The sequence below is a fragment of the Dyella sp. genome (assembly GCF_035508675.1).
Taxonomy (GTDB): domain Bacteria; phylum Pseudomonadota; class Gammaproteobacteria; order Xanthomonadales; family Rhodanobacteraceae; genus Dyella_B.
In genome coordinates this window covers 1-12781 of record NZ_DATJMN010000303.1, presented here as the reverse complement: position 1 = coordinate 12781, position 12781 = coordinate 1, and the positions used below count along the sequence as shown (strand labels likewise).

Annotated in this window: 14 protein-coding genes; 4 read left to right on the top strand and 10 right to left on the bottom strand. The window is 61.3% G+C overall.

The features are described 5' to 3' along the window. Positions 1-102 precede the first annotated feature (102 nt). The 6 genes from VMA74_RS16150 to VMA74_RS16125 all read right to left on the bottom strand — a co-directional run bounded on the left by VMA74_RS16150 (position 103) and on the right by VMA74_RS16125 (position 5665). Positions 103-669: a GNAT family N-acetyltransferase gene (locus VMA74_RS16150; protein ID WP_325368783.1), complete on the bottom strand. Its 567-nt coding sequence runs from the start codon at positions 667-669 to the stop codon at positions 103-105. Beyond that, complete coding sequence (locus tag VMA74_RS16145; RefSeq protein ID WP_325368781.1) at positions 666-1154, bottom strand: GNAT family N-acetyltransferase; 489 nt, start codon at positions 1152-1154, stop codon at positions 666-668. The genes VMA74_RS16150 and VMA74_RS16145 overlap by 4 nt, the downstream gene beginning before the upstream one ends. An 81-nt stretch (positions 1155-1235) precedes the next feature. Beyond that, positions 1236-2135, bottom strand: a complete 900-nt coding sequence (locus VMA74_RS16140) for a hydroxymethylglutaryl-CoA lyase (protein WP_325368778.1) — start codon at positions 2133-2135, stop codon at positions 1236-1238. Positions 2136-2158: 23 nt separating this feature from the next. After that, complete coding sequence (locus VMA74_RS16135; protein WP_325368777.1) at positions 2159-4156, bottom strand: acetyl/propionyl/methylcrotonyl-CoA carboxylase subunit alpha; 1998 nt, start codon at positions 4154-4156, stop codon at positions 2159-2161. A 112-nt stretch (positions 4157-4268) separates the two neighbouring features. Beyond that, a complete protein-coding gene (locus VMA74_RS16130) occupies positions 4269-4784 on the bottom strand; it encodes a cupin domain-containing protein (protein ID WP_325368775.1) in 516 nt (171 codons plus the stop codon). Positions 4785-4882: 98 nt separating this feature from the next. Then, entirely contained in the window at positions 4883-5665 is a 783-nt protein-coding gene (locus VMA74_RS16125; RefSeq protein ID WP_325368774.1) for an enoyl-CoA hydratase-related protein, read from the bottom strand. A gap of 53 nt (positions 5666-5718) precedes the next feature. Here VMA74_RS16125 and VMA74_RS16120 point away from each other — a divergent pair, with 53 nt between their 5' ends. Next, on the top strand, positions 5719-6030 hold the full coding sequence (locus tag VMA74_RS16120) for a hypothetical protein (protein WP_325368773.1): 312 nt from the start codon (positions 5719-5721) through the stop codon (positions 6028-6030). Here VMA74_RS16120 and VMA74_RS16115 read toward each other — a convergent pair. Next, entirely contained in the window at positions 5990-6289 is a 300-nt protein-coding gene (locus VMA74_RS16115; RefSeq protein WP_325368771.1) for a type II toxin-antitoxin system ParD family antitoxin, read from the bottom strand. The genes VMA74_RS16120 and VMA74_RS16115 overlap by 41 nt on opposite strands. A 154-nt stretch (positions 6290-6443) precedes the next feature. On the opposite strand from VMA74_RS16115, the gene VMA74_RS16110 reads away from it, so the two are divergent. The 3 genes from VMA74_RS16110 to VMA74_RS16100 are packed head-to-tail and all read left to right on the top strand — an operon-like array spanning position 6444 to position 8808. Then, entirely contained in the window at positions 6444-6683 is a 240-nt protein-coding gene (locus tag VMA74_RS16110; RefSeq protein WP_325368770.1) for a FeoA family protein, read from the top strand. After that, positions 6680-8521: a ferrous iron transporter B gene (feoB, locus tag VMA74_RS16105; RefSeq protein ID WP_325368768.1), complete on the top strand. Its 1842-nt coding sequence runs from the start codon at positions 6680-6682 to the stop codon at positions 8519-8521. Before VMA74_RS16110 ends, feoB begins: the two co-directional genes overlap by 4 nt. Then, positions 8518-8808: a DUF6587 family protein gene (locus VMA74_RS16100; RefSeq protein ID WP_325368767.1), complete on the top strand. Its 291-nt coding sequence runs from the start codon at positions 8518-8520 to the stop codon at positions 8806-8808. Before feoB ends, VMA74_RS16100 begins: the two co-directional genes overlap by 4 nt. A 95-nt stretch (positions 8809-8903) precedes the next feature. On the opposite strand, the gene VMA74_RS16095 is transcribed toward VMA74_RS16100, so the two are convergent. The 3 genes from VMA74_RS16095 to VMA74_RS16085 all read right to left on the bottom strand — a co-directional run. Next, positions 8904-9908 (bottom strand): phospholipase D-like domain-containing protein, encoded by a 1005-nt coding sequence (locus VMA74_RS16095; protein WP_325368765.1) that lies wholly within the window; start codon positions 9906-9908, stop codon positions 8904-8906. 302 nt (positions 9909-10210) lie between these two features. After that, positions 10211-11668: a J domain-containing protein gene (locus VMA74_RS16090; RefSeq protein ID WP_325368763.1), complete on the bottom strand. Its 1458-nt coding sequence runs from the start codon at positions 11666-11668 to the stop codon at positions 10211-10213. Then, the coding region (locus tag VMA74_RS16085) for an Hsp70 family protein (RefSeq protein WP_325368762.1) at positions 11665-12781 on the bottom strand (1117 nt) is incomplete at its 5' end. The genes VMA74_RS16085 and VMA74_RS16090, both read right to left, overlap by 4 nt.

Genomic DNA, 12781 nt, shown 5'->3' with positions numbered 1-12781 from the left:
GACGATGCGCCGGCCCACAGTGGTTCTATGGGTCAAGCATCGACGGACATATGGACCGCGCAGGCGCATTTGCAGCCCGGCCAATTCAAGTCCGACAGGCTCCTAGCTGGACATTTCCAGTTCGCGCAACGCCGACATGGGCAGGGCGGAGAAAGCGGTGACCGCGATGGGAGGGTTGGTTGGCGTTTGCAGTTCGTGCTGCCAGACACCTACATCCCACCACCGGCCAAGTTTGTAGCCGGCCTTGCGCCACACGCCGGCTGGCATAAAACCCATTGTTTCATGCAGCGCGACGCTGACATTTCCCGGCAGGGTGATGACGCCCACGGCCTGGTTGATGCCTTGCAGACGCATGACATCCAGCAACGTGCCATAGAGCTTGCGTGCAATGCCGCGGCGGCGCGCATCGGCGTGCACATAGATCGAGGTTTCGGCAATCCAGTCGTAGGCCGCCCGTTCGCGAAAGCGCGTGGCATAGGCGTAGGCGAGCACTTCGCCATTTTCCTCCCATACCAACCAGGGGTAATGCTGCAGGCGGGTGAGGATGCGCTGACGCATCGCGTCCGCGCCAGGGAGTTCGGTTTCGAAGGTGATGGCGGTATCGATGACGGCGGGCGCATAGATGGCGTGAATGGCCTCGGCGTCATCGGCGCGGGCGGTGCGGATCATGAGATATCCCGGATGAAGAAACGATCGCAACCGAAATGCCCGGTGCCGCCCATCGGCGCGCACAACGCTTTGAAGCCGTTTTTCAGATACAGCGCTTGCGCGGCATCCATGCCGGTGAGCGTTTCGATGTAGCAGCGCTTGAAGCCGAAGCGGCGTGCGGCATCCAGGCAACGCTGGATCATGGCGCTGCCGGCGCCGATACCGCGTGCTTCGGGCAGAAAGTACATTTTGCGCAGTTCGCAGACATCCTCCTCGCCGGCATCCAGCGGCGCGATACCGCCACCGCCGACCACGATGCCATCGAGCGCCACGACGAAATAGGCGCTGCGCTGTCGCGTGTAGGCCGCGTGCATGTCATCCACTTCGGCATCATGGATGGCGAAGCCGGGGCCGTCGGCGCCGAACTCGGGCATGACGGTGCGGATGATGCTGGCGATGGCGGCGCTATCGTGCGGCTCGATCGGGCGGATGAGGAGGTTGGGCATGCGCCCGAAATTATCAGTTTTTTGCCCGCGGGTGCATCGGCCGTAAGCTGGGATGACCGTCCCCGCTTACTACCCGGGCAATCAGGCCACCGTCGTACGCGCCTTCGTCACCCGGCTCGCAGTGGGCTTGTTGAGCTGCGCGGAAAGCCACGCGCCCGTGGCCACGAGCATGTCCAGGTCGATGCCCGTCTGCAGCCCCATGCCATGCAGCATGTAGACCACGTCTTCGCTGGCGACGTTGCCGCTGGCGCCTTTCGCATACGGACAACCGCCCGTGCCGGAGACAGCGCTGTCCACCACGCGGACCCCTTCTTCGAGGCAGGCGAGGATGTTCGCCAGCGCCTGGCCGTAGGTGTCATGGAAATGGACGGCCAGCGCGTGCATGGGAATTTCCTGCGACACCGCATGCAGCATCGCGCGTGCCTTCGACGGCGTACCGACGCCGATGGTGTCGGCGACGGAAACTTCATAGCAGCCCATCGCGTACAGCCGCTTGGCTACGCTGACCACGTTGGCGACAGGCACGTCGCCCTGGTAAGGGCAGCCCAGGGCGGTGGACACGTAGCCGCGCACTTTCACGCCTTCCGCGTTGGCTTCTTCCAGCACCGGCTGGAAGCGCTCCAGCGATTCGGCAATCGATGCGTTGATATTGGCGCGGTTGAACGCTTCCGACGCCGCCGTAAACACCGACACCTCGGTCGCGCCGGCCTGGCGCGCGATCCGATAGCCCTGTTCGTTCGGTACCAGCACCGGATAGCTCACGCCGGGCACCTTGCGGATGCGGTGGAACACTTCCGCGGCATCGGCCAACTGCGGCACCCAGCGCGGACTGACGAAGCTGGTGGTTTCGATGGTCTTGAGGCCGGTGGCGGAGAGCCGGTCGATCAGCGCGATCTTGATATCCGGCGGCAGCAGGGTCTTTTCGTTCTGCAAGCCGTCGCGCGGGCTGACTTCGACGATGCGTACATCATTGGTGCTCATGCGAAGCTCCTGCAATCCGGCGGTTACGATGCAAAGCGAACAAGTACAGCGTCTGCTTCCACGAACTCGCCTTGGGTTGCGCTTACGCTATCAATGGTACCTGCGCGTGGCGCCTTCAAGGCCAGTTCCATTTTCATGGCTTCCATCACCAGCAATTCCTGCCCTTCTTCCACGGCATCACCCGCCTTGGCCTTCACCAATACGATGCGCCCTGGCATGGGCGCGACGATCTGGTTGCCGCCGACGCCTTCCTTGGACTCCCAGGCAAACGCTGCTGCGCGGGTAAAGGCATGGCGCTGGCCGTTGGCATCGTGCAAGGTGATGCGTTCTTCATCGGCATGGATGCGCAAGCGCGCGCCGTGCTCGCCGAAACGCCCGCTGAGCGTATCGCCTTCAAAGCGCGCGCCGCGTACGTCGCAATGCGCGGCGTCGTATTGCAAGCGGTAATCGCCGTCGTGACCAAACGCTTCGATTTCATAACGCTGCTCGCGCAAGGTAAGCGCAACGATGCGTTTGCCGGCATGTCCGACGCGCCAGGCATCCGCACGCGACCAGGGCGAATACGGGTCGTTGCCGTGCGCCGATGCCGCGACGAGCTTGCGTTCGTCGCAAAGCAACGCGGCAGTAGCGGCAGCAAACAGGACATGTTCAGAGGGTGACGCATCGCCGGTTAGAAATTCATCAAGGTGGCGATCGAGGTAGCCGGTATCGATCCGGCCTTCGACGACGACCGGATGGCGCACCAGTCGTTCGAGAAACGCGATATTGGATTTCGGCCCGACGATCTCGCACTCGGCCAAGGCTTCGCGCAAGCGCTGCAACGCTTGCGTGCGATCGGCGCCATACACGATCAGCTTGGCGATCATGGGATCGTAAAAAATCGTTACCGCATCGCCTTCGATCACGCCGCCATCCAGTCGCACGTGGCGCGATGGTGCGGGCAGCCGCAGCCTGCGCAACTTGCCGGAGCCGGGCAGGAAGTTCTGGTCCGGGTCTTCGGCGTACAGGCGCACCTCGATCGCATGCCCGTGCGCCTGGATCTGCTCCTGCCGCAATGGCAGTGCTTCGCCGGCAGCGATGCGCAGTTGCCACTCGACCAGGTCCAGGCCCAGTGTTTCTTCGGTGACCGGGTGCTCCACCTGCAGGCGCGTGTTCATTTCCATGAAATAGAAGCTGCCGTCCTGGGCCACGATGAATTCCACCGTGCCCGCGCCAACGTAGTTCACCGCCTTGGCGGCGGCGACCGCCGCTTCGCCCATCGCCTTGCGGCGCTCGGCATTGAGAAACGGCGAGGGCGTTTCTTCCAGTACTTTCTGGTAGCGGCGCTGCGCCGAGCATTCGCGTTCGTTGAGGTGAATCACGTTGCCGTGCGCGTCGCCGAACACCTGGAACTCGATATGGCGCGGATGCTCGACATAGCGTTCCAGAATCACGCGCGTATCGCCGAACGAACTGGCCGCCTCGCGCTGCGCGGATGCCAATGCATCGGCGAATTCCTTTTCCGCGCGCACGATGCGCATGCCTTTGCCGCCACCGCCGGCCGCGGCTTTGATCATCAGTGGGAAACCGGTCTTGCGCGCCTGCTCGGCAAGCAGGCCGGCGTCCTGGTCATCGCCGTGGTAGCCCGGCACCAGCGGCACGCGATGATGTTCCATCAATGCCTTGGCGGCGGCTTTGGAACCCATCGCATCGATGCTCTCTGGACGCGGACCGATAAAGCTCACGCCGGCTTCCGTGCAGGCACGTGCGAACGCGGTGTTTTCGGAAAGGAAACCGTAACCAGGGTGGATGGCCTGCGCGCCGGATTTTTTTGCGACCTGCAGAATGGCGTCGGCGCGCAAATACGAATCGGCGGGGCGTGGGCCGCCGATCGGCCAGGCTTCATCGGCCAGCCGTACGTGCTGGGCGTCCTGGTCCGCTTCCGAATACACGGCGATGGTGTGGATGCCCAGCCGCCGGCAGGTGCGGATCACGCGGCAGGCGATCTCGCCGCGGTTGGCAATCAGTACGCGCTCGAACATGCGGGTTCCTTAAACCGGTCGCTTGCAGCTGCAAAGCTCGTAAAGCTAGCAGAATTGCGTGACGCGGCCGATGCGCGGCGCAGCATGTGGAGCGGAGAGATGGCGCAAAAAACTACTCGCCCTCCCAGTAATCCGTCGTATCCCCTTGCCGCATCACGATGCGGATCATCTGCGGCTTGCCTTCGGCATCCGGCTCGAATTCACCCAGGATCCCGTACTTGTTGGAATCGGGGTATTCACAAATCTCTGGCGTAAGCTTGCTGCTCACGGCGAGATAACGCATTTCCACCGATCCAGTATTGATGATCTGGTGCGCGCTTTCCGGGCCGCCGGGCGGGCAGGCGATGATGTCGCCCTGGCGGATCGGGTGGCGCTCGGCGCCGACGCGAATTTCCCCTTCACCTTGCAGGATGAAGAACATTTCTTCATTGACGCGATGGTTATGCAGCGGGAAGGCACGCTTGCCCGGCGGCACCGCGGTGATGTTGTAGCCAAGCTTCTGCGCGCCGAGCTGCATGGACACGCGGCCCATCCGCGCATAGAAGCGCTGGGCGGCGTCGCCGTGGGCGGCAAAAGCGGGCGGACGGGGTTCCAGTTCGACATCGGCAATGTTGAGAATTCGTTTCATGGCAAGCCTCGTGGTCGCAGAAAAGGGACAGCAGGTGGGCGGAAAGAAATGTCAGCCTACTTACCGCAGCTGCCAGCATGGCGTCAGCAGCGCTGCCGTTAACTCCAGGCAGGGGCGCGCTTGTCGAGGAAGGCGCCGAGCCCTTCCTGGCCTTCGTCGGATACGCGCAGCCGTGCAATCAGCGCGGCGTTTTCCTGGTCGAGGCGTTCGGCGGTTGCCTGGGTCAGTCCATGCATCTCGAAAGCGAGCTGCTTGGCTTCACGCTGCGCTGACGGGCCGGCCTTGCCCAGTTGCTTTATTACCGAGTGCACCGTGTCGTCCAGGTATTCGGCGGCCACTGCTTCGTGCAACAGGCCGATGTTCGCAGCCGTTTCCGCGTCAAAGATTTCGCCGGTAAGAAACAGGCGCCGAGCCTGGCGTATGCCGATGGCGGCGATCACATAAGGTGAAATCACCGCGGGTACCAGCCCCAGTTTCACTTCGGTAAGCCCGAACTTGGCGGTATCCACGCCGATGGCGATATCGCAGCAGGCGATCAATCCCACGCCGCCGCCGTAAGCGGCCCCGTTCACGCGGGCCACGGTGGGCTTGGGCAGGAACTGCAGCGTGCGCATCAAGGCAGCCAGGCGCAGCGAATCTTCACGGTTTTCCGCCTCACTGGCCGTGGCCATGCTGCGCATCCAGTTGAGGTCCGCACCGGCGGAGAAGCTGGCCCCCACACCGGTCAGCACCACCACGCGCACGGCCGGATCGGTGCCGGCATCTTGCAAGGCGGTCGTGAGTTCGGCGATCAGCCGATCATCAAAAGCGTTGTGCACGTCCGGGCGGTTCAAGCGGAGTTCGCGGATGCCGGCGTGGTCGGCGATCTGGATGGTGGTCATGGGGCCGTCCATGAAGTAGGGATGGCCTAAAGCGTAGAGCAAGCTGCTCATACTTGGGAAAGATCGAGGCGTTATCCCCGCAGGGCGGTTTCATGGTCCCGACCAGCGTGAAATATGTCGGCGATCAGTACCGTGCGTTTTGCCTCATCAACGAAGAACGCGATGATGGTTTTGCTTTTGTAATGAGTAATGCGCAAATCTGGATGGAGATCATCGCGCTTGGTGCTGCGATGAGGAAAAAGCCCCGGGGGCGCAGCGTTTTCCAGATAAGCGTCCCGTTCGATGAGGCGCCGACGCGCCTTGGCGGTCAGAACAGCGGTGTAATCACCGGCGCTTTTTTGCGCGCTCTCGGCGGGCCTGGGTGATGGATTCGCGTACCTGATCAAGGCTGAGACCTTTGTCCGGGGCTGCTTTGAATTCATCGTAGGCAGGCAGAACTTCGGTACGCAGCCAGTTTTCGATGGCATTTTCGAAGGCGCGGTCGCGGGCCTGTGCCAGCCGCAAGGCATCTTGAATGGCAGAGCTTACGGACGCGTATTCGCCCGTATCGACTTTGGCCTGCAGCATGTTGGCCATATCCACGGGCAGGGTGATGCTGAGCTGTTTGCTGGTGACGCGAGGCATTGGCGTTCTACCCGGGGAGTGGATGGAGTAGGACTTAATCCTACTATTTGGCAGCCCGTTACAAAACTCAAGGATGCGGTCTGTGCGCCAGCTGCACGCTCAATGCAAAAAGAGGCTACAATGCGAACCATTCTTATTTAGAAGCGTAACAACTGTGCGCCTGTCCGATTTGCCGAAAGGTGCTAACGCCGTGGTCGAACGAGTCGAAGATGCCCATGCCAATGACCTGATCGCGCAACGCCTGCGCGACCTGGGTTTTGTGGCTGGCGAACAGGTCAAGTTGGTGGCGCGCGGACCCGTCGGCGCAGACCCGCTGCTGATCCAGATCGGCTCGACCCGCTTTGCGCTGCGCCTTGCCGAAGCGGCACGGATTACGGTGCGGGAGGTTGCATGAGCGCCGATAGCCTGCGTATCGCCCTGGTCGGCAACCCCAATTGCGGCAAGACGGCGCTGTTCAATCAGCTTACCGGTGGGCGCCAGAAAGTGGCCAACTATGCGGGCGTCACCGTGGAGCGCAAGGAAGGGCGATTCACCGCGCCATCGGGCCGCGTCATGCAGATCCTGGACTTGCCGGGCACCTACAGCTTCGACGCGGCCAGCCCGGACGAACAGATCACCCGCGACGTGCTGGAAGGCAATTATCCCGGCGAAGCCGCGCCCGACCTCATCATTTGCGTGGCCGATGCCACCAATCTGCGCCTGCATCTGCGCTTCGTGCTGGAAGTGAAGCGGCTGGGGCGCCCGGTGGTGCTGGCCTTGAACATGATGGATGCGGCGCGCCGTCGCGGCGTCGTCATCGATGTGCCGGAACTACAGCGCCGACTTGGCATTCCCGTGGTGGAAACCATTGCGGTGAAGCGCGGCGGTACGCGCACACTGATCGAACGCGTGGACGGCGACTTGCCGGAAGCGCCGCTCGCCTTGCCCGACGATCCGGACAGCCGCGCCAACCTGCACCATGAAGTGCGCCAGTTGCTGGCCGCTACCGTCACGATGCCGCGCGCCACTGCGGCCATCGACGATGCGCTCGACCGCTGGGCGCTGCATCCCGTGTTCGGCTTGCTGACGCTCGCCGTGGTGATGTTTCTGGTCTTCCAGGCGGTTTACGCATCCGGCAAGCCGATGAGCGACCTGATCGGCAACGGCTTTGCGTGGCTCGGCAAGCATGCCGCCGTGGTGTTGCCGGCCGGCCCGATCCATGACCTGATCGTAAGCGGCATCTTCGGCGGCCTGGGCACGGTGCTGGGCTTTTTGCCGGTGATCCTGGTGCTGTTCTTCTTCATCCTCATGCTGGAGGAGTCGGGCTATCTGCCGCGTGCGGCGTTCCTGCTCGACCGCCTGATGGTGTCGGTGGGGCTGACCGGGCGTTCCTTCATTCCGCTGCTGTCGAGCTTCGCCTGCGCCATTCCCGGCATCATGGGCACGCGCAGCATCACCGATCCGCGCGATCGCCTAGCCACCATCCTGGTGGCGCCGCTGATGACCTGTTCCGCTCGCCTGCCGGTGTATGCGCTGCTGATTGGCGCCTTCATTCCTGCGTACCGCGTATTCGGAGTGTTCAACTTGCAGGGTGTCGTGTTGTTTGCCTTGTACGTGGCCGGCATTGTTGGCGCGATGACGGTGGGCTGGGTGATCAAACGTCTTCGCCGCGACAAGAGCGAACACGCGCTGCTGATGGAATTGCCCTCCTACCGCTTGCCCAGGGTGCGGGACGTGGCCATCGGTTTGTACGAGCGCGGCGCCATCTTCTTGAAGCGCCTCACCGGTGTGATCCTGGCGCTGACCGTGCTGATGTGGTTCATCTCCAGCTTCCCGGCGCCGCCAGCCGGCGCAACGGGGCCGGCCATCAACTACAGCATTGCGGGTTATCTCGGTCGCTTCTTGCAGCACATCTTTGCGCCGCTGGGTTTCAACTGGCAGATCAGCCTGTCGCTGATTCCCGCGTTTGCCGCGCGTGAAACGGCCGTGGCTACGCTGGCAACGGTCTACGCTGTCAGCGGCGATGCGCAGAATGGCGGACTGGCGCATGCACTTACCGGCAATTTTCCGCTGGCGACAGCGCTATCGCTGCTGGTGTGGTTTGCCTTTGCACCGCAGTGCATGTCAACGCTGGCCGTGATTCGCCGCGAAACCAACTCCTGGCGCAACGTAGCGATTTCCTTCGGCTACATGTTTGCCGTGGCGTACGCGGCGTCGTTTATCACTTATCAGGTGGCGAGGTTGTTCGTGTGAACGCGAGTCTGCTCGTTCAGTACATGGTGATCGGCGTGGCCGTGCTGGCCAGCGCGCTGTATGCGTTTCGCAAGATGGCGCCGCAGCTTACCAATCGTTGGCTGGTGTCCGCATCGGTGCATGTCAGCCGGCGTGGGCATGCCGCATTGGCGCGGCGTTTGCAGCCTAAAAAAGCCACCGGTGATTGCAGTGATGGCTGCAGCACGTGCGGCGCGTGTGGCCCGAAGCCGCCGGCTGGTGTGCCTGCAGACGCCATGCCGTTGGAATTTCGTCCCCGCAGGCATTGATGCAGCTCTAGGCCTTAGTCGGCATGAAATTTCAGCCTCCCCTGTCGCGTACAGGGGAGGCCATCCATCATTACGTGGAACGTAGCCCAGGCCGGTTACCAGGGCGTGCCGCCGGCGTAGTCGTTGCTCATCGTGCTTTCCAATTGGGAGATGATGCTGGCGTTCGTCGTCGTCAAACCCAGCTCGCGATTCTCCGTCAGCGATGCGCTGGAGAAGTTCTCCGAACCCACAAAGGCAACCTGATGTGCGGTGCCGTAATCGGCCACGATCGCCTTGGCGTGGATATAAAAGCCGGTGCTGGTATCCGGGTACGTGCTGACGTTGCAGCCCGCGTTGGTCAGCGTGTCAAATTCGCTGGCGTAGTCGTTGTCGTCATTGACCATCGCGATGTTGACGCTCACACCTTTGGAGCAAGCGTTTGCCAACGCATTGACAATGGCGCTGTCGCTCATCTCCTCGTTTTCGACCAGCAGGCTGGTCTGCGCGTTGTTGATGATGTTCAGCAGGGATGTCTGGGAATTGGTCGGGCTCCATACCAAGTCATCGCCGTTCGTAGGCGTCACGCTTGCGTGTGCGAAATCCTTGCTGAAAGTGGCTTCGATGGCGGCGATGTCCTTGCTGTCGTTCTCGATCACGGCAAAGTCGCGCGAGGTGCTGTAGTAGCGGCTGGTCAGGTTGAGCGTCATGATCGCCGTCTGCGCGTTGGAGGTGCCGGCGTCGATGGTGATCGTCTTCTGGTGGGTGGCCTGATAGTGGGTCCAGGCCCATGTCACGCTGGCGCCGCAGCTCTTGAGCTGGTTGTAGGCCGCGGTGTTGTTGCTCTTTTCGAGATTCACATCGAGGATCACGCGAACCTTCACGCCACGCGCAACGGCATTGCACAGATCATTCTGGGCGGTGGTGTCCTGCAGTTCGTACATCGTCATGTCGATGGTCGACTTCGCTGCATTGATCAGGTTGTAAATCGAGGTAAGCCCCTGATCGGGCTCGATCACCAGCGTTTGCGTACCCTGCGCAAAGGCAGGCACCGCAAAGCTGAAGACACAGGCCGCCGCCAGCGCGGCCTTGACGAAGCTGGAACGTTTGCTACGGATGTTCATGACTTGATCCTATGTCGAGTGAGATGAGAACGCCCTCCCTGCGCTGATCCGCGACCGCGCTCCCTACGCGGCACTTCGGCTGCCCCGGCCAGGCCGGCTTTCCCCATGCAACGGTGCGTGCAGCACGCTAGCCGAAGGCGCGCATCTCAGCGGGTTCGGATGACAGGAATCTTTCTGTGGCATGGCAGGCGATACGCCCGTTTATGTGGCGTGCGCCTTCGTCATCGGGGAGTGAAGGTGCTGCGGATTGAGATCGATGGAAGTGTCGCTTGGTTCACATCTTTCGATGTGCGAATGCAAAGTCAGTTGCGTGCAAGTTTGGGATGCAGGTGTGCGCGATGGCGCCATAGGTCGGCGATCACGACGCACAAGGTGGCGAGGGCCGTTGCGGGTATGAATGGAAAGTTACCGATATCGTGCACTTGCGATAGTGCTCTGCCGATTATGATGGCGATAAACAGGAACGCCGGCATCATTGAGCCGATACGCATGGGTGTCTTGTTTTTTCTTGCTGTTCTGTGGCGGAACTTACGTATGGCAAAGATGAAGCTCAATCCTACCAACCAAGCTCCGAGTGACGAAGCCCCGACTTCGTACAACAGATACCCAATCGCACAGAGTCCAGGGATGGTGAGTCGACGCAGCCATGGCCATCGAGCGGGCATGGATTCTGGTTGCCCCTGCCATTGGTCGAACGATACGCCGCATGCAGACAATGGCCATAAGGCGAGAATTACTGCGCCAAAGCTGGCGGAGGCGCTTGTTGCGCGGATCCAGTCATCTTCTGTAGGAGGATTTTCCGTGCTACTGACCATCAATAAGCCTAAGAGGCCTATTGCACACACGAGCGAAGCAAGTACTGAGCGCATCAAGCCGATGATGAAGCGCTGCCAGGTCATGTCGAGGCCAGATGCCGCTGCGCGAGACCAGAAGAACGCGTGCTCACGGTCGATCGATGGTGGAAGCTCATTGAAGCTGCCCTGACCCCGCAGCGTGTGCACAAGACGACCGATCTCGCCGACTCGGCCAAACTGCAGTGCAACCCTTAATACACGCGGCCAGGTTCGAGGTTTCTGCAATAAGGCGATATCTTTTCCGAGTGCATTGACCTCAGGTTGGACTTTCCATATCAACCCGATTCGCCGTGCGAGTTCGCGATGGTTGCGAGGAAGTATCTCCCACAATGTTCGCTGCTTGGTGCGCAGTGCTTGTATTGCGACAGGATTGATGCCGGCCAATACATGATCTAGGTCAAAAAAGCTCAATAAAGCATCCATGCAATCGGCGGATATCGCCCGTGGCTGCTGAAACAGTCGATTCAGCACTCGATGCCCACTTTGTTGTTTGACCTGAATTGACCAGAGTTCTTCGCGAGCATGCAGCCAGCTGGACAGCATCTGTCCGTCATTCGATTGCATTGCCATATGGATGACTTCGCCCGCCAGTACGTCGAGGTCAACGGTGGGCGCTGCCATCGCGACCGTAGTCGTTTCTGCGCGCGAGGATTGCGGTGGCGCCGGATCCTTCTGCGTGTTTATGGGGGGCTTTGCGGCTAGCGTTTCCGCGACAATCGGATGAGAGGTGGGTGTGGGTTTCGTACCCACATGCGCCAGCACCATCTTGTACGCCGTATGCAACCGCTGAAACGCCGCTGGGTCTTCATCCGGACGCGTGGTGCGCAACAAGCGCGCATACGCACGCTTGACGCTGGCGGCATCGGCCTCCGGAGTGAGCCCCAGCAGCGCGAACGCCCAGTTCAAAGTTGTGCCTCCAGCGAATCGAGCGCATCGCTGAAGCTCTTGCGATGTTGTTCGATCAGCCGCTCGTCCTGTGCCTCCAATACTTGCCGGAAGTGCCCGATCCATTGCTGCAGCGTTTGGCGGGCGGAGAGATGTTCCTCGAACAAGCGCTCGGCGCGTGCGAGCAGGGCGATGTTTTCCTGCTTGGCGCGCGGATGGATCTTCAGCGCCGACAAGGCGGCCAGGCGTGCGCGGATTTCCTCGTCATTGAGCATGCCGGGATTCTGCTGTAGCACCAGTTCGTGACGAATGCCGCTGGACTTGGGTGTTGCTTCCACTTGCAGCACGCCATTGATGTCGTAGGTGAAGCGCACCACCACTTCGTTGTCGGCGATGGAAAGCGTGGGGTTGAGCGCAATTTCCAGCTCGCCCAGCTTGATGTTGTTCTCCACCATCGGGTTTTCGCCTTGGTAGATTTTCAAGGTGAGCTTGGCTTGCCGTTCGACCATCGGCCAATAGCTGCTTTCGCGGCTGATCGGCACCACGCTGTTGCGCTGGATGATGGGCGAGAACAAGCCGTTCTGCACATGCCCCTGTGTATCGCGCTGGCCAATTTCCACGCCCAGCGTATACGGGCATACATCGGTAAGGATGATTTCTTCCAGCTTCGCATTGCGGCTCTTCAAGCCAGACGCGACACATGCGCCCAGTGCGATGGCTTCGTCGGGATTGACGTGGCGCAGCGGCAGTTTGCCGAACATGCGCGCGATCAGGCGCGAGACCAGGGGCATGCGGCTGGCGCCGCCAACCAGCACGACTTCGTCGAGTTGATCGGGGCGCAGGCGTGCATCGCGCAGGGCACGCTCCAGCGGCATGCGCATGCGCTGCATCAGCGGTTCTGCCAGGTGGATAAAGCGGTCCTGGTCGATCGTCCACTTGATCTCATGTCTGCCGGCCTGGCATTCCACGCTTACTTCGGGTTGCTGGCTCAGGCTGCGCTTGGCCAGTTCCAGGCGGCGGCGCAGCAGGCCGCGTTCGACCGGCGAAAAGCTATCGGTGCGCAGTTTCAGGTCGCCAAGACAGGCGTCCTGCAGCGCATCGAGAAAATCCTCCCCGCCAAGATAGTTATCGCCA